19 protein-coding genes are annotated in these 19,812 nt (G+C 41.0%); 12 read left to right on the top strand and 7 right to left on the bottom strand.

What is annotated here, in order from left to right; genetic code table 11:
- Positions 1-45 precede the first annotated feature (45 nt).
- Positions 46-1,257: an MFS transporter gene (locus tag D469_RS0110705; RefSeq protein ID WP_018923389.1), complete on the bottom strand. Its 1,212-nt coding sequence runs from the start codon at positions 1,255-1,257 to the stop codon at positions 46-48.
- A 340-nt stretch (positions 1,258-1,597) separates the two neighbouring features.
- On the opposite strand from D469_RS0110705, the gene D469_RS0110700 reads away from it, so the two are divergent.
- The 3 genes from D469_RS0110700 (at position 1,598) to D469_RS0110690 (ending at position 4,572) form a co-directional block, all read left to right on the top strand.
- Complete coding sequence (locus D469_RS0110700) at positions 1,598-1,978, top strand: OsmC family protein (protein WP_018923388.1); 381 nt, start codon at positions 1,598-1,600, stop codon at positions 1,976-1,978.
- 183 nt (positions 1,979-2,161) lie between these two features.
- Positions 2,162-3,547 (top strand): MATE family efflux transporter, encoded by a 1,386-nt coding sequence (locus tag D469_RS0110695; protein ID WP_018923387.1) that lies wholly within the window; start codon positions 2,162-2,164, stop codon positions 3,545-3,547.
- A 215-nt stretch (positions 3,548-3,762) separates the two neighbouring features.
- Complete coding sequence (locus D469_RS0110690) at positions 3,763-4,572, top strand: YfkD family protein (protein ID WP_018923386.1); 810 nt, start codon at positions 3,763-3,765, stop codon at positions 4,570-4,572.
- A gap of 274 nt (positions 4,573-4,846) precedes the next feature.
- On the opposite strand, the gene yfkAB is transcribed toward D469_RS0110690, so the two are convergent.
- Positions 4,847-5,974: a radical SAM/CxCxxxxC motif protein YfkAB gene (yfkAB, locus tag D469_RS0110685; protein ID WP_018923385.1), complete on the bottom strand. Its 1,128-nt coding sequence runs from the start codon at positions 5,972-5,974 to the stop codon at positions 4,847-4,849.
- 201 nt (positions 5,975-6,175) lie between these two features.
- Here yfkAB and D469_RS0110680 point away from each other — a divergent pair, with 201 nt between their 5' ends.
- Positions 6,176-6,376 (top strand): SE1561 family protein, encoded by a 201-nt coding sequence (locus tag D469_RS0110680; protein ID WP_018923384.1) that lies wholly within the window; start codon positions 6,176-6,178, stop codon positions 6,374-6,376.
- A complete protein-coding gene (locus D469_RS0110675) occupies positions 6,373-6,975 on the top strand; it encodes a histidine phosphatase family protein (protein WP_018923383.1) in 603 nt (200 codons plus the stop codon). Before D469_RS0110680 ends, D469_RS0110675 begins: the two co-directional genes overlap by 4 nt.
- A gap of 82 nt (positions 6,976-7,057) precedes the next feature.
- On the opposite strand, the gene D469_RS0110670 is transcribed toward D469_RS0110675, so the two are convergent.
- Entirely contained in the window at positions 7,058-8,584 is a 1,527-nt protein-coding gene (locus D469_RS0110670; RefSeq protein ID WP_018923382.1) for an AbgT family transporter, read from the bottom strand.
- Between the two features lie 283 nt (positions 8,585-8,867).
- On the opposite strand from D469_RS0110670, the gene pdaA reads away from it, so the two are divergent.
- The gene (pdaA, locus tag D469_RS0110665; protein ID WP_018923381.1) at positions 8,868-9,713 is read left to right on the top strand and encodes a delta-lactam-biosynthetic de-N-acetylase; all 846 of its coding nucleotides are present in this window, start codon (positions 8,868-8,870) and stop codon (positions 9,711-9,713) included.
- 135 nt (positions 9,714-9,848) lie between these two features.
- Here the strand turns inward: pdaA and D469_RS0110660 are convergent, their stop codons facing one another.
- Positions 9,849-10,244 (bottom strand): hypothetical protein, encoded by a 396-nt coding sequence (locus D469_RS0110660; protein ID WP_018923380.1) that lies wholly within the window; start codon positions 10,242-10,244, stop codon positions 9,849-9,851.
- A gap of 149 nt (positions 10,245-10,393) precedes the next feature.
- Here D469_RS0110660 and D469_RS0110655 point away from each other — a divergent pair, with 149 nt between their 5' ends.
- From D469_RS0110655 to D469_RS0110645, 3 genes are all read left to right on the top strand, one after another.
- Entirely contained in the window at positions 10,394-11,263 is an 870-nt protein-coding gene (locus D469_RS0110655) for a DNA-3-methyladenine glycosylase family protein (RefSeq protein ID WP_018923379.1), read from the top strand.
- 42 nt (positions 11,264-11,305) lie between these two features.
- Positions 11,306-12,406 carry an NHL domain-containing protein gene (locus tag D469_RS0110650; protein ID WP_018923378.1) on the top strand — a complete coding sequence of 367 codons (1,101 nt, stop codon included), beginning with the start codon at positions 11,306-11,308 and terminating at the stop codon, positions 12,404-12,406.
- A gap of 362 nt (positions 12,407-12,768) precedes the next feature.
- Positions 12,769-13,167, top strand: a complete 399-nt coding sequence (locus D469_RS0110645) for an acyl-CoA thioesterase (RefSeq protein ID WP_018923377.1) — start codon at positions 12,769-12,771, stop codon at positions 13,165-13,167.
- 80 nt (positions 13,168-13,247) lie between these two features.
- Here D469_RS0110645 and D469_RS0110640 read toward each other — a convergent pair whose 3' ends face one another.
- A complete protein-coding gene (locus D469_RS0110640; protein ID WP_018923376.1) occupies positions 13,248-14,174 on the bottom strand; it encodes a sensor domain-containing diguanylate cyclase in 927 nt (308 codons plus the stop codon).
- A 425-nt stretch (positions 14,175-14,599) separates the two neighbouring features.
- Between D469_RS0110640 and D469_RS0110635 the strand changes: the two genes are divergently transcribed.
- A complete protein-coding gene (locus D469_RS0110635; RefSeq protein WP_018923375.1) occupies positions 14,600-15,085 on the top strand; it encodes a macro domain-containing protein in 486 nt (161 codons plus the stop codon).
- A 553-nt stretch (positions 15,086-15,638) separates the two neighbouring features.
- Here D469_RS0110635 and D469_RS0110625 read toward each other — a convergent pair.
- Positions 15,639-16,118, bottom strand: coding sequence for a GAF domain-containing protein (locus D469_RS0110625; RefSeq protein WP_018923373.1), 480 nt, complete (start codon positions 16,116-16,118; stop codon positions 15,639-15,641).
- A gap of 198 nt (positions 16,119-16,316) precedes the next feature.
- On the opposite strand from D469_RS0110625, the gene refZ reads away from it, so the two are divergent.
- A complete protein-coding gene (gene refZ, locus D469_RS0110620; RefSeq protein ID WP_018923372.1) occupies positions 16,317-16,943 on the top strand; it encodes a forespore capture DNA-binding protein RefZ in 627 nt (208 codons plus the stop codon).
- Here refZ and hisJ read toward each other — a convergent pair.
- A complete protein-coding gene (hisJ, locus tag D469_RS0110615; protein WP_018923371.1) occupies positions 16,940-17,770 on the bottom strand; it encodes a histidinol-phosphatase HisJ in 831 nt (276 codons plus the stop codon). The two genes, refZ and hisJ, sit on opposite strands and share 4 nt — an antisense overlap.
- Before the next feature lie 323 nt (positions 17,771-18,093).
- Between hisJ and D469_RS0110610 the strand changes: the two genes are divergently transcribed.
- Positions 18,094-19,788: a septation ring formation regulator EzrA gene (locus tag D469_RS0110610; RefSeq protein WP_018923370.1), complete on the top strand. Its 1,695-nt coding sequence runs from the start codon at positions 18,094-18,096 to the stop codon at positions 19,786-19,788.
- Positions 19,789-19,812: the final 24 nt, after the last annotated feature.

Raw genomic sequence — 19,812 nt, 5'->3', positions numbered from 1 at the left:
CGGTCAGGCTGAGTTAAACTCGGCTTCGGCCGCTTTTGTATATGCTTACGCCCCCATAAATTCATCTTGTTTTTCTGCCGTATTATTATGTTGATCTGGGCGGAAGAATAATCCTAACGTCCAAATGAGAAAAAGCATAGCCCCGAGAGATAAATACAAACTTCCTTCTCCTACCTCTTCAATCAGTGTTCCTCCAACTACCGGTCCGAGCATACTGCCTAGACTAAAGCTTACAGCAATCATCACATTCCCTGTAGGTAAAAGACGGGGAGGCAAAAGGTCAGCAAGATACATCAGCCCGAGTGAATACAAGGAGCCTAAAAGCATCCCTGCAAGAGCAAATAATACAAATAAACCCAACATCGATTGTTCAAAGGTATACATCCCGGCAAAAACGAATATACCTGAGGAGAATAAAAGCATCAGCATGCGTTTGCGTCCGTATCGGTCACTTAATATCCCTAATGGAAGTTGTGTAATGAGGCTTCCAATAACGAAAGTAGGCAAAAAGAGTGTTACCCAATGAAGAGATATGTCCATGCGCATGGCATACACCGGGTAACTTCCATGAATGGTGGATTCTAAATAGCCAAAGATAAAACCAGGAAGTAATGCAAACCAAGCTAATTTCCATACAGCTTTATAACGACTGAAGAAACCAGCTTCTTCTTCTGTACGTTCATCATTTGTAGGCCATTCATTGCGAAGCTTTAAAAGCAAGAGCCAGACAAGAAAACTAAAAGAAGCAGTCACGAGAAATGGCAAGACTTCGTTTACTTCTAGCAGCCGAGTCATTAAAGGTCCGACCCCAAAGCCAAGGCCAAATGACAGCCCATAAATAGCTAAGCTGCGTCCTCTTTGTTCAATGGAGCTTGTCGATGTGATCCACACTTGTGTTGCAAAATGAATTAAATTATCCCCCATTCCAATGAGCATTCGTAATACGAACCAAAACCAAAATGCCTGCCATACTGGAAAAAGAAGAACGGTTACAATTGCAGTTATTACCCCAATGGTAATCACAGGTTTATAACCAAAACGCCGTACTGGGTGTTCAATAAAAGGAGAAGTAAGTAAAATACCGATATATAACGCCGTAGCATTTAATCCATTGATCGCTGAGGGCACACCAGCTTCTTCTAAGAGAACGGAAAGAACTGGCAAGAGCATTCCTTGCACAAAGCCTGCCACTAATATAAGCATCACAAGTACCCAAAAGCGGTAAGTCGGAGAATTTGCTGACCCATGAGCACTCATTTAGCCACCTCCTCATAACATCTTCCTTTTATAAGAGAAGATAAAATTTAGTTGTTTTACGATAATGGCACATGTTCTCTCATTGTAGATGGTTTTAATAAAGATGAAAAGCATGGCTAAGCTGAAAAGAATATATAAGAAGCTGTTGCAGCAAAGTGCCTCTTCTTTTCTTTGCCTGGCATAGCGGGAGAATGATTTGATATTCCTTTCTTTGTGGGAGTGACAAGCTAGAAGGAGCAACCGGGGGTGTGTCGTTAAACAAGCCCTTCATAGTCGACTTTCTTTTAAGCAACCTTTACAATGAATAGAGTAATTGAGAGTGTCAAGGAGGTTATCGGTTATGAAATTTAAAATGAATGGACAAGCATTTGTTACAGAAGTTGAATACGGTACATTACAAGTATCAGGGAATGAAGAGTATGGCTTTCGGCCTTACCAGCTTCTCGTTTCCAGTGTTGCTGTGTGCAGCGGGGGCGTTCTTCGAAAGATCATGGAAAAACAACGCCTAAACGTGGAAGATATTCAAATTGAGACAGATGTTAAGCGCAACGATGAGGGAGCACAAGAGGTAACTGCTATTCATATGCATTTTATGATAAAAGGCGAGGGGCTTTCAGAAAAGCAAATCGAAAAGAACTTGCATCTAACTCGCAAAAATTGTTCGATGGTTCAGTCGGTGCAAGGAAGCATAGACATTACTGAGAGTTATGAACTCATTTGAACTCCAAAAAAAGGTCAATGTTCGTACATGAAAAAAACGCCGCACATGAAGGGATGATGAGGGCGTTTTTTCTGTTCACCTCTGATGTAGTATGAAGAGGAAGCAGCTATAATTTGTCATATAGTCAAACCACATTCACCTGAAGACGAATGACTCGGACGTTTATTGAAAGGAAGAAGCATCATGGTTCAAACCCAGCAACTTGACTTTACAGAAGGCAGCATCATGAAAAAAATGCTTCTTTTCTCTTGGCCCATTTTTTTGGGAAATTTGCTGCAAAGCTCTTATCAGATTATAGACAGTTTGTGGGTTGGAAATTTGCTTGGTGCAAATGCTCTTGGAGCAGTCTCCCTCTCAGCAACAATCGTTTTTACGGTTCTTAGTTTTATTATTGGTATTAATGGAGCTACTTTAACAGTACTTTCCCAGCATAAAGGAGCAAATGATGAGGAAGGGTTAAAAAAGGCTCTGAATGCCTTCGTATTTGTACTAGGCACGCTTGCTATCGGGCTAGGGGTAATTGGCTATTTTTTGGCGCCGTATATTCTCAGATGGATGGGAGCGCCGGAGTCGATTATGCCGCTTGCAGAAACATACTTACAAATTAATCTGCTTGGTATTATTCTTTTATTTGGGTATAACTTTGTCGGTACGGTTCTGCGCGCAATGGGGGATAGCAAGACCCCACTTCGCTTTATTATGTTAGCTGTAGTTTTAAATGCAATATTGACTCCATTATTTATACACGTATTCGGATTCGGCATTCAAGGAGCAGCGATTGCCACGGTGATGTCGCAGGGAATTGCCTTTATAGTAGGCCTCTACATCTCTATTAAGAAACGAGGCATTCCTTACTCTATTCCGTCTCTTCCTCCTTTTCAGGAGTTTAAGCGCTTATTTCGGCTTGGCTTGCCTTCAGGTTTGTCAATGGTGGCCATTTCAGGCGGGGTACTTGCGATAATGATTGTGGTCACCTCGTTTGGGGAAACCGTAGTAGCCGGTTACGGGGCGGCTCAGCGGATAGATAGCTTAATTATGCTTCCAGGTCTTACATTAGGTTCAGCTTTACAAAGTATGGCAGGACAAAATATTGGAGCCAGACATTGGGACCGCGTCGGAGAAATTGCGAAAAGCGGCATACTACTCATCTTAATTGTATCTACGACGATCAGCTTGCTCGTCTTTCTGATGTCAGATTGGATTATGGCAGCCTTCGTTGATGATGTGGAGACGATTGCATTTGGCAGTTCCTATTTGCAATGGGTCGCCTTCTTTTATCCATTCTTAGGAATTAATTTTGTCTTAAATGGGATTGTTCGGGCAGCCGGAGCAATGGTTCAAGTGTTGGTATTAAACATCCTCTCCTTTTGGGTGCTGCGTTTTCCGCTCACCTGGTTGTTCTCTGAGGTTTATGGTGAACTTGGGATCGCTCTCGGAATTGGGATTAGTTTTATCATCAGTGCCGGCTTTGCTGCTCTTTATTACCGTTATGGTAAATGGCGGGAAATTGAACTTTTTCATCAGGAAGAAAAAGATGAAGCAGCTGCTACCACAACAAATAAGGATTAACCTTCTCCAGATATGTATCTGGAGTTTTTTTATGAGATTTTCTGCAAAGGGGCTCGGTAGTTAATGTGCCAGCCATTTATTCTTAACCTCAAGATGGGTTAGTAACGTTGAAACAACAAGCAACTGGAATTGTCTTGGCGATTTACGAAAGAGGATGAGTAGAAAATGGAAGTCTAACACAAACTAGAAAAAAATCCAGAGGAGGCTTTTACCCCATGAAGTACACCTTTCGTTGCAAACTACTGGCATTATTATTTTTGGGGCTAATTGTTTGCATGCTTGATGGGACCATGAACGTAAGCTTGGCTGAAGAAGCCGAAGAAACGATAGAAGTCCCAGATTATGTGTATGATGTGTCAAATGAGAATACGGTCCGCAATGGAGGAGAAAACCCATCTTATGAAGAACCGTCAGAATTCACTCGCGAGCTTCTTGAAGACAGTGAGCAAGTTATCCAAAATCCAGAATTGGTGCGTGTGTTGAACCGTTCTAGTGTATCGCCATGGCCGGTTTCCTTTGGACAACGAGCTTCGATTTATTTAGGCTCCTGGCCGGTTGCTTATGAATCGAATCAACGCTCGGTCAATTGGGAATATGAACAAATAAATCAAAATCCGCTTGATAACCGGGGCGGACAGGCAGCCAAAGAATTAACATATAAACAACAAGAAACAAAAACGGTAAACGGAGGATTAACAACAGCACATGAAAACAAACATGTTGTTGAATATATGATGAGAAAGCAAGCCAAAAAAGATACGAAACTCCCTCTTGTCAGTGAAGCATCAATTGGGGAAGGGACTGCAAAAAATCACCCCTATGCTGTTGGAGCTAAGCAACTAGGCAATTTAACCGGCTACATGCCAGCACTGCACGAGTCGGGCGAATTAATCCATGGTGATGTATACATGAATATTTCCGGAAAAGAAGCCAATTTAGAGATTCGTAATATTACAAAACAAGAAACTGAAGCATGGTTTTTATTAAAAGACCAGGTTGCTTTAAAATTTAATACCCACGAATAAAAACACTTTGCTGTTTTTTTGCCATACTAAAAGGCTGCCCGAAAGCAGCCTTTTTTCAGTAGACAAAGCAATGGTTTTCTCTTCTAAATCTCTTCATCGCTGTTAAACGTTACCGTGGTTCATAGCAGGATAAACCAATACTTGGTTTTGTTCTTTTAGCGGAGTCGTCCACTACTTTCAGAACTGAAATCACGCTACCCACTAGATGTTTGTTCGTTACGACAAGTGATCGCCGTTCGCGCATTTTTACTCGGAGCATGCGTCCACGCTGTTTTTATGAATGGTGAAAGGTTAGTTTGCTTTCTCTTTTGCTGAAATCAGCCTCATTGTAATAAGCATTCTTGACTAGCAGGTTGGGGCCCAAACATTGCACGTTCGGGCAGTGGCAGCTAAGAGACTTGCCAAGGCTAGAAGATTGCCAGGTTGAAAAAGCATCGGTAAGTTTAGTGTCTTTAATATTTCCTAAAGTCGGTTCATCCCCAAAATCCGTAACAATAATATCACCATCAAAAATGTTTATATTAAGCCGGCACCGGCCATCAGGGTCATTTCTCACCGTAACATTTGGCGTTTCATTTAATCGTTCAAGTAAAGCAAGATCTCGTGCGTCCGAATTGCAAGCATAAAAAGGTAAGGTGCCAAATAGCATCCAGACGTCTTCGTTTCGATGGTCAAGCAGACGATGAATACCGGCACGCATGTCATCAAGCGAAAGAGTTGTAAGTGAACTGGCAAAATCGCTCGGATACATAGGGTGGACTTCATGGCGTTGACATCCCATTTCAACGATTTGCTCATGAATGGCTTCTAGGTTAGGAAGCGTTCTTTTATTTAACATTGTTTCTGCTGAAACGAGCACACCTGCTCCGGTTAACTCTTTTGCATTGGCAACCATCCGCTGAAAGTAAGCTTCGCGTTGGGCGCGAGTCGGTTTTTTCTCCATCCGTTCGAAACCAATCGTGGTGAAATCATCAACGCTGCCGTAGTTGTGTGAAATGTGGAGCACATCTAAGTAAGGCGTGATGAGATCATATCGTTTGGAATCCAAAGTTAAATTGGAGTTAATCTGGGTGCGAGCACCGCGTTCATGTGCGTATTTTAAAAGTGGAACGACATATTCCCGTACCGACTTCATCGAAAGCATAGGCTCGCCGCCTGTAATGCTAAACGCTCTTAAGTAGGGTACTTCTTCGAGACGCTGAATGATCAAATCTAGTGGGAGAGCTTCCGGGTCTTTAGTATCGAGCATATAGCCGACAGCGCAATGTTCACAGCGCATATTGCATAAGTTTGTAGTGGTAACCTCTACATTGGTTAGCTTTGATTCTCCAAAAGCTTCTATGTCTTGATACGCTTCCCATGGGTCATGAGAAGGGTTGATCGGTTGTAGTTGGGTTTTCACATTACGTGCTCCTTTTTCAAAAGTGATGCCTATAGTTTGGAAACCAGTCAGTCACTAGTTTATCTTAACTTAAACAAAGCAAAAGAAAAAGTGGGTGAATCTGAACGGAAGGAGAAGATATTCGCAAATAGGTGGTTCTATGAGACAATACTATTAATATCTAACACAATCATTATCATAGTACATATGGAGGGAATATGCATGGGGGCTCCGGTTAGAGATAAAGAACGCCAGCTCGATTACTTGCGGAAACGAGCAGCGATGCTGAAAGGTATGTTGGATCATATGGATGCTGAAGCCGCTTCAGCGAAAGAATTAGAATATGTCCAAAAGCAAGTTGGGCAAATCGAAACAAAGATTGGGCAATTCATAAAAGATTGGAAGCGAGAGGAGACACAATGAACCTATACTTAATTAGACACGGCGAATCTGAGGGAAATCGACAAGAAAGACTTCAAGGTTGTAAAGAATATGAACTAACAGAAAAAGGGTATCATCAGGCCGCTAAACTTGCGAGTTATTTAAAAGAAGTTTCTTTTGACCACATTTATTCAAGTGATTTAAGTCGGGCGTTTGAAACAGCAAATGCAGTGGCGGAACAGCAAAAAACAGAGCCAATTCCTCTTGAATGGTGTCGTGAAATTAACTTAGGACCGCTTGAAGGGAAAAATCGGACAGAGATTAGCGAAGCTTTCCCTGAGCTGCAGAGTAAAGATTTACTACTTTCGGGATTGGATGGAGCAGAGACCATTGAAGAGATTACGAAACGCTGCCAGCTGCTCCTCGATATGCTGACAAGTAAACATGAAGGTGAAATAGTGGCAGTTGTAGCCCATGGCGGTTTTCTTTCGATGTTGCTTATGTACATGCTGCACGGCGAAGAGTGGCACGCCTACCCACGCCCTTTCCGTTTCACGAATACTGGGGTCACGCATGTAGAACTTCGAAATGAAAGCTACATTTTTAATTATGTCAACCGTGATACTCATTTAAATGTTTAGTGACACAAAAAAGGTTCTCCCTCTTATTTAGAAGGAGAACCTTTCTCTTATTATGCTGATTGTTCATGCATGGGTTAGGGAATTATCCCTCATAATAAATAGGGGAACCAGGCCCAAGGTCAATGCCAAGAAGCATCCAAACGATAAGCATAATTGTCCAAATGATGGTAAAGGCAATCGAGTACGGGAACATAACTGAAATCATCGTTCCAATACCCATTTTCTTATCATACTTTTGTGCGAAGGCGATAATAATCGCAAAGTACGTCATCAATGGTGTAATAATATTGGTCGTTGAATCAGCAATCCGGTACGCCATTTGCGTCAATTCTGGTGAAAAGCCAAAATACATCATGATTGGAACAAATACAGGCGCCATCATAGCCCATTTAGCCGAAGCACTTCCAATGAATAGGTTAATAATACCAGCGACAATGATAAATGCAATCACAAGTGGTATACCTTCTAGTTGAATCGCTTCAAGGAATTCAGCACCGTAGACACCAATGATTAAACCGAGGTTTGTTTCATCAAAGTATGCAACAAACTGACCGGCCGTAAAGGCTAGAACGATGAACATACCCATGGAAGCCATTGTGTCTGAGAGCTGGTTTGCAACATCTTTATCATTTTTGATCGTTTTCGTTACAATTCCATAGACAAGACCAGGAATAAAGAAAAGAAGCATAATAACCGGCACAAGTGACTCCATAAATGGAGATTGAATAACCGCCCCGTCTTCTCCGCGCATTGGGGCGTTTGGAGGAGCAATGAGTAAGGCTACAAGTCCTGAAGAAATCAATAGAGAAACAACTGCCCACAAAATGCCTTTCTTCTCCGCATTCTCTAATCCAGTTAGTTCTTCACGGTATTCTCCAGTATATTCACCTAAACGAGGTTCAACGATTCGTTCAGTTACCCAGGCACCAATTAAGGTAAGGATAAATACAGAAACGATAATGAACCAGTAGTTCATCGCAATGTTCATACCAGCTGCATAGTCAGGGTCAACGATAGCTGCAGCATCCCGAGTTAACTCGGCAAGCATCGGATCAGTTGCAGACAAAAATAAGTTTGCACTAAATCCGGCTGAGACACCGGCAAAGGCTGCGGCCAATCCGGCTAATGGATGTCTCCCAAGTGCAGCAAATATCACAGCACCTAATGGGGGGAGCACAACATAGCCAGCATCAGAGGCAACACTAGACATAATACCTGCAAATACAAGACCTGCTGTAATAAGTACTTTCGGAACTGAAAGAACAAATCCTCTAAGGACAGCACTGATTAATCCTGTTCGCTCTGCTATTCCAATTCCAAGCATAGTGGCTAACACAACACCAAGTGGAGCAAAGCCGATGAAATTATCAACCATACTAGTGAATAAATACTGGATTCCTTCAGCATTCATCAAGTTTGTCACTTCAACCATTTCGCCTTCTTCACCAGGATGTTCCACAGTAACCCCTGCCCCGGCAACAATCCCGGAGGCAATGATGACGAGCAAGGCAAGAATGGCAAATAACGTAATTGGATGAGGGAGTTTATTTCCTACAAACTCAATCCCATCTAAAAAACGCTGAAAAAACCCTTTACGTTTCTTAGCCATAATGAGACTCCTTTCAAAAAGTATATGATAGAAAAATTTCTGAAATCTTTCTTAAAACAACCTTGGCTATTATACCCTTTAAAGGTAACTGATTTGAATCCATTTTACTATAGTGAGAATAGTTTAAACCAAAATAATTTTCAACAAATTTCATTAATGCAAAATTTTTACACTTTAAACCGGTAAAGAATTTATAAAAAATGAAGTTGAATTGTCGTCATAACAAGTGTATAAAAGGCCGAATGTTAAGGGATGCTATGGGAAAACGCAAGGAGATGCGGATATGCTCTGGAAAGCCTTTATAATGATTGGAATCTCACTCTTTTTAGTCATGTTTCTTACTTACGATGTTGCAGCAGATCCCGTCTATAACTGGAATTTTAAACCAGCTGAAAATAACGAACCGCCAACGACTGAACCACATTACGAAAAATTGCTTGAAAAATATGGAGGGTTTTATAAAGGGCCTGCCAATGAGAAAAATATATATTTAACATTTGATAATGGATATGAGAACGGGTACACAGAGGACGTATTAGATGTCTTGAAGGAGAAAAATGTGCCGGCAGCTTTTTTTGTGACAGGACACTATATTTCGGAAGAAGGGGAATTAATTCAACGAATGGTGGACGAAGGCCACACTGTCGGAAACCATTCTTGGCACCATCCAAGCTTACCAGAAGTAAGTGATGAGCGTTTGAAACGAGAACTGGGTGAAATCGATGAATACTACCAGGATTTAACCGGAGACAAAGAAGGTGTGAAATATGTGCGGCCGCCTCGTGGGACGTTCAACGAGAGAACACTTAGGATGATCGAAGAGCTCGGCTATACAACTATTTTTTGGTCATTCGCCTATGTAGATTGGAATATCGACCGTCAAAAAGGGGCGGACTATGCTTATCATCAAATTATGCGCAGAGTTCATCCTGGGGCAGTCATGCTGCTTCATTCCGTTTCAAGTGATAATGCAGAAGCACTTGAGCGTGTGATCACAGATTTAGAGAATGATGGCTATACCTTCCGTTCACTAGATGAATTAGCAGCAAAAGAAGATTTGGTTCCTTTTCCCTTTAATTGGAAGTTTGGTATCGGGGGAAATCTATTTGTAGCTGCTCCGACGACGTAGGAGCAGCTACAAATAGTAAGGCGATAAGTACTTAGGCAAGCAACATCTAATGTGTAAAAAACCAGCCGTAAGTAACACGGCTGGTTTTACTTATAATGGACAGTCTCTATCCCTCGGCTCGTTATGTTTCTCTATTTAGACCGGAAGTTTTTGGGCGAGGGTTTGTAGTGTAGTTATGTCCTCTTTTTCAAGGCTATCTGTTTCAGCAGTGTGGATGACGAGTGACCCTTTTTCTACCTCTTCTTCGTTAATAAGCGGGAAAGTGTATGTTGTTTTTGACTCGTCGAAAGCCGGACTTTCTTCATCAGAAGATGCTTGCAAGTTGGCTTCTTGTCCACTTGAAAGGTAAATGCCGGCCCATTCAATAGAGTATGAATCGTTTACAAGTTTTTGGACGGCAAGCTGATAGCCATCTTGTTGCCCCCCGGCTTTTAATGCTTCGCCAAGAACACGTAATGATAATAGATCTGTTGCTACTGACATGAAAAAATCGACCCCTTTGTTATGTAATAAAATTGGTACTTCTTCCATTTTAGCAAAGCTTCTGCCTCCTACGAGGTAGTAAGTTTAGGAAATTATGAAGGCATGTTACAATGTCCAAAAGTTTCTCCTCTTTTTTATCAATGTCTGGAAGGAAGATAGAAGGGGGGCACTATTCGTAAAGGAAGTTGGTTATTTATATGTGGAGAGAAACTGTATGCTCAAAAAGTACATACCATATTGATTATTTGTTGAAGCGCTTAGCCATGGACCCCGTTCATTCAGTAGATATTGCTAATCGGAAAGTGCACGTCCCTATGCAAATTGACGGCAGAAAAGCACCAGTTACACTTTCGTTACATGAAAATAAACACCATACAGAAATTACTATAGAGTCGGATCTGACAAATAAAGATAAGACAATTAGCGAGTTGCGCCGTATTTTTTTATGGGATCGTTCTCTTGAAGAGATCACAGATCACTTTACGGGCACAGAATTAGAAAAATTGTTTGACCGCTATTACGGTACTCCGTTGGTATGTGATTTTGATCTTTATGGCTCTTTGATGAGGACAATCATTCATCAGCAATTAAATATGGCATTTGCGTATACGTTATCCTCTCGATTTTGTAAATTATTCGGGGAAGAAATTAACCAAGTCTGGTTTTATCCTTCACCTGAAAGAATAGCTGCCTGTAATGTCGAAGAATTAAAAGCTCTTCAGTTTAGTCAACGTAAAGCAGAGTATGTGATTGATGTTTCAAGAGCGATTGCTGCAGGTGAATTAAACTTAGAAATGTTAAGAGAAGCGTCTGATGAGGAAGTCTTTCGAACGTTAACGTCATATCGAGGATTAGGACCATGGACGGCGGAGTGTTTCTTGTTATTTGGTCTTGGGCGCATGAATGTGCTGCCTGTAAAAGATATTGGCATACAAAATGGGCTGAAGAAATGGCTTGAGCTGGAACGGAAACCTTCACCAGCAGAACTTTACAATAAAGCAGCCCAGTGGAGTCCTTACAACAGCTATGCTTCACTGTACATTTGGCTATATACGGAAAATGATTAAGGGAGTAATAAGAATTGAGCAGCAGGAAGGATGACGAGTAATATGTCAAAAAAACAACAAGTGTGGCTGCTAGCAAGTTGTTTCATGGTGTTAACTGCTTGTACAAATGATGATACAAAAGAAGATGTTTCTCTTACTGTCTTTGATAGTGATGTGGCTGAACTGTTTGGCGAAGTTCAAATAGAAATGACAATCGGAGATGAAAAAGAGGGATACGAAGAAGGAAGTAAAGAAGAGGCAGAATTTACGATGCCAGCGGGAATGACGCATGCAGATGAGCATGGTGTTTTAATTGCTGACACAGGCAACAATGCAGTTCGCTCGCTTGATGAGGAAGGAGTAGTGACGACTTTTGCAGGGGGAGAGGCAGAGAATGCTGAGGGAACATTTGTAAACCCACATGATGTGACATATGAACCAGAAACCGAGACCGTATATATAGCAGATACAGGAAATGGGGCTATAAAAACAGTCGAAAATGGCGAAGTGAATACAGTGCTTGAAGGTCTTGAACGTCCGTCAGGCATAACTACTGGCCCGAATAGTGAAGTATACATTTCTGAAACTGGCAATCATCGCATTATTAAACTAGAAGATAATAATGAGTTTACCGTTGTAGCTGGTGATTATGAAGAAGAGGACTATTTGCGAAGCGGTGGATTAGAAGATGGAATAGGGGAAGAAGCACGGTTTCGCGAGCCATATGGTTTAACAGTAGACGATGAAGGCACCATTTATGTGGCTGACAGCGGCAATCAACGAATACGAACCATTTCGCCAGCTGGAGAAGTCGATACACTGGCAGGGGCTGGGGAAGAATTGATGGAGGACAGCGATTATATTGAACCGGGCGCAGAAGATGGAGAAGCAGATGAAGCAGCCTTTAATTTTCCCCGTGATGTCCAATTAATGGCTGATGAGCTTCTTTTTGTGGCTGATACTTATAACCATGCCGTAAGGGTTGTTGATTTAAACAACGGTTATGTGGAAGCGTGGTTAGGGTTTGAGGCTCATACTGAAAGTAAAGTAGAAGAAAACGCACAAATTGAAGGGCCTTATGGGCTGGTATTTGATGAAGAAGACTTATTAATCAGTGATTTTTGGAATAATAATATTCGCCGGGTTACGAGCAAAAATGAATAGGGCAAATAGCTCAACATAGTATGCTTTCATTGTTATTGCCTTCCTTATAGATGGCTAGCCAGAGGAAACAGGGTCATCTAGTTAACAAGGTAATAAAGGTGAAAGCATTTTTGTTAGGGGGGGAATTCCTTGAATTTTCTAATAAAATAATGTACATTCAAAAGGTGAATGAGTGTTCATTCTCTATTGGAATTTGATAATACAGTTTATGATCTCTCATATGGTGGCAGGGACTATGTAGTTTGTTTATCTACAATCAAGCAGCCTATACGAAATTTTTAACACACCCCAATCTTAATGACACTCATGATCTTCAGTACCGGAGTTGTTCAATTAACCGACTAAAAAGGAGGCATTTAGTAATGCATCACACTCAGATTCGCCCTAGATTTTGTGATACAGATGCGTTAGGACATTTAAATAATACGAGCTATTTTGCTTACATGGAAGAAGCTCGAATACAGCTGTTCAACGATTTGGAATTAATTAATGCTGACCAGCCGCTTCATGATTGGCCTTATGTGTTAGTCTCAACCAACTGTGAATATAAAAAACAAGGTTATTTTGGCATTGAAATCACCCTTGAATCAAAAGTTAAACATATTGGCACGTCCAGTTTTACTTTGTCTCATACCATAATAAATGGAAATACAGCTATTGCTACAGGGGAAGCGGTAGTTGTCCAATTAGATACTGAAAAGGGAAAGGCAACACCATTGAGCGAAGAGGTGAAGTCTAGATTAGCCCGTTATGTAGTATAGTAGCAGTTCTATTTAAGAAGCTCTGTTAACAGAAAAAGAGACTGTAGTGTAAGATAAAGCGCCCTTACAAGCAGTCTCTTTTATATGTTTAATGATTTGAATTGTTTTGTAGCTCGTTTCATTAAGTACATATTGTCATCAGCTTCTCTAAATACAGTCAGAATATCATCAGCGGTTTGCGAGAATGCTTTACCGATTGCGACGTTACTGCCATGCTGACTAAATTCGGTGTCAGTTGTCGCTTTGATTAACTCCTCTGCAATGTAGTCCACTGTACTTTCATTGGTAGAAGGAAGCCAGATGAGAAATTCATCCCCTCCGATACGACAAACAGTTGCATTTTTAGGTACAGTAGCTTGAATTAGAGCAGATAACTGGATTAAGGCCCGGTCTCCTGATAAATGGCCATAATTATCATTCACTTCTTTCATATTATTCATATCACAAAGGATAAGCCCAATGCTTTCTTCTGGATTTGCTTCAGCTAGTAAATGAGCTTCAAAATAGTTACGGTTGTAAGTGTTCGTTAATTGGTCATGATAACTAAGCCAGGCTAACCTTTCTTCTAACTGTTTCTTTTCTGTGACATTCCGTGATATGCCAGTAATTCCTTTCAATTTGCCAGTCCAAGCATAATAAGGGTAGATGTATTGTTCTGTCCAAATTAAGGAACCAGAAGCTGTATAGAAGCGAAAATAATAAGGGCGTTTAGGATCAACGTGACCTTTAAATAGCTTCATTATTTCCTCTTTGTCTTCAGGATGGACAAAGTATAAAAGGTGATAAGGATTTTTAAATAAAGCATTTCTAGGAATGCCGTATAATAATTCAAATGAATTGCCAACATAGCGCCAGCGAGGAACAGGCACTAAGTCAATACGAAAAATGATGTCTTCAGAGGTGCGTTGAATGGTGTGAAAATAACGATAGGAGTGGGCCAATTTTATAGTTAATATACATAAGAGGACGAGCAAAAAGCCTATAATTCCTAGGAGGTACATGTCCATAAGTTAAAAGCGTCCTTTCCATATAACATTGAAAGAGTGGAAGGCAAAATCAAAAGCTTTGAATAAGAACGTAATACCAAAAAGTGAAAAATTTAATTAATCAAGGTTCTACTTACAAATATAGTATATCATGGATTGTACCTAGTAAAAATAGCCTACTTTTTTTCTTTTAATTGTTACTTATAGGTTGTAATTCCGTTAACATGTGATGAGAGATATAACCATAGAAAAATAGACCGGAGGCCCCTGAGAGTTAGGTTTGGTCAGACCTGATGGTCGGTCTGTGGAAAGGGAGCTGTAGAACAACCGAAACAACAAGCGAAGTTTCAAAGGATCATGCAGTTACTTACTCAACCCAGGGTTTGAGCTACTTATAAGAAGGGAATACAGGAAGTAATTTACATACTGAACAAGGAGTGAAAAAAGTGATAGAAGCTAAAGTCGGCGATCTGACCCAATGCGAAAGCGTTGATTATATTTGTAACGCAGCTAATGCTCAAGGGCCGATGGGCGGTGGAGTTGCAAAAGCAATAAGGGAGGCAGGTGGGAATTCAATTGAAAAAGAGGCGAAGCAACAATGCAATGAACTGAAGCCAATACCCGGCGACATTTACATTACAAAAGCAGGGGCTCTGCCGGTAAAGGGAATTATCCATTTGGTGACTATGGAGCAGCCGGCTGAAGCATCTAACTATGACTCGGTAAGACGCTGTTTGGCTACATTACTGGATTTTTGTGAAGAAGAAGGGGTTAACAGTGTGGCGCTCCCTGCATTAGGAACTGGAGTTGGGGGCTTGGACGTAGAAGAAGTGGCCGGGATAGTTCAGGAAGAACTGGCCGGAAGTTCGGTCACTTTTCAAGTGATTGACGTTGATGAATCGTTTATTAAACAATTCAATCGTGAAGTTTAACATAATTAGAGGTGCTTAGTACTGTTATAAATAGACGCTACCCCATAAGTCCGTTCTCGGAATAAGCAACTGGAATATACGTCCTTTCATCACAGACAGAAGCGCGACAGTGCCTTGCGCCGTTCTTCTTTGCCGTGGAGAGCGTTTTAGCCTTCGTTAGAGCTGCAATCGCTCGTTGCAGGGTTTTAGCTACTGTTTTCGAGACTGCTGAAAAACTGCTTATCGTTTAAGAACCGATTCACCTTTATACAATAACCTGGAGGAAGAGGTTGATGGTGCTTAAGCAAGTTTACTTTCCATGGGGAAGTCGAGGGCAAGTTGCTTCAAGCGTTGCTCTGCAAGGTGTCGCCCTGACTTCTCTTTCCAGGGACTCACTTGCCCCGGTCTCATCAACTATTTCACCTTAGTGTAAGAAATAGTTGATGATGACTGTAAATAGCAATAAATCGACTTTTTCAGCAGCTCTGCCCGCTTTCCCGCTAAAGGCTCGTAAATCCAAAGTGTATGTTTGTATTCATATTCTAATCGAATTTTTTGAGACAGTCTCTTTTCCTTACAGGTGGCGACTAAGTGTCTCAACAAAGCGAGTGAGGTGCTCTTCTTCCTCCGCGCTGAAGCGATTTTTGACAGGGCTGTCTATATCAAGCACCCCTGCTATTTCTCCATTTATAAAAACAGGGAGAACGATTTCTGAGTTAGAGGCTGCGTCACAGGCAATGTGCCCTGGAAACTTGTGCACATCAGCTACTCTAACTACTTGTTGTTCGTTAAGGGCAGTGCCGCAAACCCCTTTTCCATTCGGAATGCGTACACAGGCGGGTAAGCCTTGAAAAGGGCCGAGGACAAGTTCTCCATTTATATATTCATAGAAACCTACCCAGTTTACATTATCTAAAAATTGATTTAGTAGTGCTGAGGCATTTGCCAGGTTGGCGGTCCGGTTTGTTTCCCCTTCTAGTAATGAATCAAGTTGTTTAATCAGCATGTCATATTGTGAAGCAATTGAGCCGCTGTATGTGATGTGTTCAAACATTTTTTCACTCTCCCCAAAGTCTTTAGATTTGCAGGTTTCTACAATTTATCCTTGGATGTTGGAATAATGAAAGTATATCATAGCTTAAGGTGTAGAATCATCTCTAAGACCGTCGCTAAATCTTCGAAGGGATTTCTTGGGAAAAACAGAAGTTCTATATATTCAAACTGTGAGGGTTATAAGGAAGGGGCTTGCATTATGAGGCGAAACGGGGAAGAAACAAAGCGAAGGATACGAACAACAGCTGCTTCCCTTTTTATGGTTCGTGGCTTTCACGGTACATCTATTCGAATGATTGCTGCTGAAGCAGATGTGAACATTGCCCATGTCTCCTATCATTTTGGTGGTAAACAAGGTCTGTTAGAAAACATCGTAACGGATTTTCTTGAAGGGTATCTTGCAGTGCTTGAATCGAATCCAATAGAGGAAGAGGAGGAATTACGCCTTATTCATGTTGTTCATTCTCTATTGAATTACCAACAAGACCATCATCAAGAAGCACGCTTTGTTTTGCGGGAGATGACGATAGATTCTACTTTAATGAGAGAAGTCATGACCACATATTTACAGAAAGAGCGCTATATCTTACATGAACTTTTAGACGAAAGTTCAGGGCAGAGGGTAAATAACAAAGAGCCAGACGAATGGGATGTTTTGCAGCTCCGCAGCATGTTGACGATGCCGTTTCTTCACCCTGAGTATATTAGAGAAGTGTTTCACCTCGAACCCCGCTCTCAATTATTTTTGAAACAATATACGGCCTATATCAGGCGTTATTTAGAAGAAAGTGGCCTTCTGCAAAAGAGGTCGAGTTATAAGGTTTAACTATTGGCGTTAGGAGAGTTTATACGTACATTTGCTAACCGATCTATGCCCCCGAACAAACCATTGGGATGATGGGCGTCCGAGCCATAGACTAACTCAATCCCAAGTTGCTCAGCTTTCTTTGCCCAGTTTGCAGGAGGATATGTTTCTTTACAGTCAGGTTTTAAGATACCGGCTCCGTTATAATCTAACTGTAATTTTTCCTCAGCCATACGTTTAAAAATGTCTGTTAAAAATGGAGTTTCAATTTCTTCTGGGACGGGTATTTGATGTTGGAATTTACGAATTAAAGTAAGGTGGCCAATTCTTCTAGGTTTGAAGCTGCCCATTTCAGCAGTAATAGATTGAAGAACTGTTCCGTAATATTTTTTTGTCGCCTCTTCCATTGATCCTGTAATTGTGACTAGTTCGTTTAAAGCATCTGGACTGTAGTCTAAACATGTCCACCCTTGTTTATGTTTAATAAAATGAACAGATAGAATACTGTCATCCAACTCTGGACCAACTTGATTTAGAAAATGCTTCGTTTCATGTTCAAACCCTTCTAGATAATCTACTTCTAAACCTAAATAAATTGTAATATCAGTAGCATATTGTTTTTTAACAGTTTGTACTGCCCTCATATAATCCTCGAGCTGCTCTGGTGGCAAGGCACTGTCTTTTGTTGGGACAGGGTCCTGAAAACTTTGGGGAAGAGGAGCATGTTCAGCGAAAGTCATACTCTTCACCCCATGCGTGATGGCTGTTTCTATATATGCATGTAGTGCGCTGTCACTGCCGTGTGGACAATAAGGGGTATGTACATGACCATCGTGTGTTATTTTCATTACGAATTCCTCCAAAAAATCTTATCTCATTACTCTTTTACAGCATAATCCATGTTAGGATAGAAGCATGCATCTTTCTGTGCAATTTACCATGTTTCTTCAGTAAAGCATGGATTTATTTATTCGTAAAGATTGTCGGAAAAACAAGTTTACGCACGGAAATTATAAAATTCCGGAAAATTTAAAGGGTTTATGCTGTAAATCCCGAAATATAATTCTTAAACCTATAGGTAGACTTTGCTTGCTCAAGGAAAGTATTTGACCGTTATGAAATAGGAAGCAACATACATATTTTAGGCTCAGACAAACTGGAGTGAAACTCAATGGAATATATAATCATTTTAGCATTGCTTTTAGGCGCGTTTATCGGTTATGGCGCGTTTGCACGAAGAAAAGTATACCGGTTGGTCGATGAATTAGAAGCGAAAAAGATGGATATAAGCCAGCGAGCGGTGGCGGAGGAAATAGGCAAAGTTAAAGGCCTTAAAGTCTCTGGCGAAACAGAAGAGAAATTCGAACAATGGCGTCGAATGTGGGACCATATTGTGGAAGATGAGTTGCCTGAATTTGAGGAAGACTTATATGACATTGAAGAATGGGCGAATAAATACCGTTTTAAAAAAGCAAGAAAACATGCGGAAGAGACAAAGGTGAAACTAGAACGCATTGAGAACAATATCGATCAGATCTTCACAGAAGTGAATGAACTGGTAAATAGTGAAGAAAAAAACCGCTTGGAAATTGAAGAGATAAGGGCTAAATATGAGCATTTAAATCGAGAAGTGAGTATGAATTGGCGTTCATTAGGTAGAGCAACGAGCCTTATCGAGGAAGAACTAAAGAACGTAAAAGTTTTATTACAAACGTTTGATGATGAAATGTCAGAGGGCAATTACATAAGGGCGCGGGAAATATTAAAAGAGATGGAAGAGCAGCTGGAAAAGCAAGCGAACTATGTATCTTTGATTCCTGCGCAGTTGGTTGAAATCGAAGTTGAGCTGCCGAAACAACTGAAAGAATTACGAGCAGGGATGGCTGAAATGGAAGAGCAGGATTACCCCCTTGAGCATTTAGAATTGCCTACGAGATTCAATAGAGTCGAACATTCGCTTAAAGAAGTGGGGACGATCATTGAAGAACTGAAGGTGGAGGAAGCTGCTGAGTTGATTGAAACGGTCCAAGCGGATGTTGAAAAAACGTATCAAGAATTAGAACAAGAAGTTGAGGCAAGAGAATATGTTGAAAATAAAGCTCAGTATTTAAATGAGCGCCTGGAAACGTTGCAAGAAGCTCTGAAACAATTACAGCAAGAAAGAGCAAAAGTAGAACAGAGTTACCGTTTAGAAGCAACGGAACAATCCCGTCAGGATGAAGTCGGCAAGGAACTGGATGAAGCCACAAAAGAATGGCGAGTGGCTTTGGACAAGTTAGAACACAATAAGCAGGCATATTCCTTTTTAGAAAATCATGTTCAGGATTTAGAGGAACGTCTCGACCAGAGTGAAGAAAAAATAGAAGCATCAAGAGAGCAAATGAAGACCTTGCGAAAAGATGAATTAATTGCCATTGATACGATGAAGTCGTTGCGTCAACAGTTGAGAGAAAGCGAGCAGAAGCTGAAAAAAAGCCGGCTGCCCAAAGTGCCATCTCATTTGATTGAATCATTTCAAGAAGCAGCAGAAAAACTTAATCAATCAAGCAGTCAGTTAAAAGAGGTGCCACTGGAAATGAGCTCTGTAAATGCAACATTGGAACAGGCCAATCAGCAAGTTAAACGAGCAACGCAACATCTTGAAGTTACGTTGACGCAGGCGGAAAGAGCCGAACGTTTAATTCAGTACGGAAATCGCTATCGCTCACGCGACAATGAACTCAATCAAGTCTTGCACGAAGCTGAAGAACAATTTAGAAACGGATCCTATGATGAGGCCATTCAAATCGCACGCTCTCCGTTGGAGAAACGAGTCCCTCACGTTATATCGGAAATAGAGAAAAGCTTAGAAGAGAAGGCTGAATAAGGCCTTCTTTTTTATGTCCAACGA

This window comes from Salsuginibacillus kocurii DSM 18087 (assembly GCF_000377705.1).
GTDB classification, from domain to species: domain Bacteria; phylum Bacillota; class Bacilli; order Bacillales; family Marinococcaceae; genus Salsuginibacillus; species Salsuginibacillus kocurii.
The sequence above is the reverse complement of the archived record's forward strand: the minus strand, read 5'-3'. Positions and strand labels throughout refer to the sequence as shown.

Excerpts from the sequence above, each read along its gene's own strand:
- D469_RS0110705 (WP_018923389.1), bottom strand. The coding sequence starts at position 1,257 with ATGAGTGCTCATGGGTCAGCAAATTCTCCGACTTACCGCTTTTGGGTA.
- D469_RS0110700 (WP_018923388.1), top strand. The coding sequence starts at position 1,598 with ATGAAATTTAAAATGAATGGACAAGCATTTGTTACAGAAGTTGAATAC.
- D469_RS0110695 (WP_018923387.1), top strand. The coding sequence starts at position 2,162 with ATGGTTCAAACCCAGCAACTTGACTTTACAGAAGGCAGCATCATGAAA.
- D469_RS0110690 (WP_018923386.1), top strand. The coding sequence starts at position 3,763 with ATGAAGTACACCTTTCGTTGCAAACTACTGGCATTATTATTTTTGGGG.
- D469_RS0110680 (WP_018923384.1), top strand. The coding sequence starts at position 6,176 with ATGGGGGCTCCGGTTAGAGATAAAGAACGCCAGCTCGATTACTTGCGG.
- D469_RS0110675 (WP_018923383.1), top strand. The coding sequence starts at position 6,373 with ATGAACCTATACTTAATTAGACACGGCGAATCTGAGGGAAATCGACAA.
- D469_RS0110670 (WP_018923382.1), bottom strand. The coding sequence starts at position 8,584 with ATGGCTAAGAAACGTAAAGGGTTTTTTCAGCGTTTTTTAGATGGGATT.
- pdaA (WP_018923381.1), top strand. The coding sequence starts at position 8,868 with ATGCTCTGGAAAGCCTTTATAATGATTGGAATCTCACTCTTTTTAGTC.
- D469_RS0110660 (WP_018923380.1), bottom strand. The coding sequence starts at position 10,244 with ATGGAAGAAGTACCAATTTTATTACATAACAAAGGGGTCGATTTTTTC.
- D469_RS0110655 (WP_018923379.1), top strand. The coding sequence starts at position 10,394 with ATGTGGAGAGAAACTGTATGCTCAAAAAGTACATACCATATTGATTAT.
- D469_RS0110650 (WP_018923378.1), top strand. The coding sequence starts at position 11,306 with ATGTCAAAAAAACAACAAGTGTGGCTGCTAGCAAGTTGTTTCATGGTG.
- D469_RS0110645 (WP_018923377.1), top strand. The coding sequence starts at position 12,769 with ATGCATCACACTCAGATTCGCCCTAGATTTTGTGATACAGATGCGTTA.
- D469_RS0110640 (WP_018923376.1), bottom strand. The coding sequence starts at position 14,174 with ATGGACATGTACCTCCTAGGAATTATAGGCTTTTTGCTCGTCCTCTTA.
- D469_RS0110625 (WP_018923373.1), bottom strand. The coding sequence starts at position 16,118 with ATGTTTGAACACATCACATACAGCGGCTCAATTGCTTCACAATATGAC.
- refZ (WP_018923372.1), top strand. The coding sequence starts at position 16,317 with ATGAGGCGAAACGGGGAAGAAACAAAGCGAAGGATACGAACAACAGCT.
- hisJ (WP_018923371.1), bottom strand. The coding sequence starts at position 17,770 with ATGAAAATAACACACGATGGTCATGTACATACCCCTTATTGTCCACAC.
- D469_RS0110610 (WP_018923370.1), top strand. The coding sequence starts at position 18,094 with ATGGAATATATAATCATTTTAGCATTGCTTTTAGGCGCGTTTATCGGT.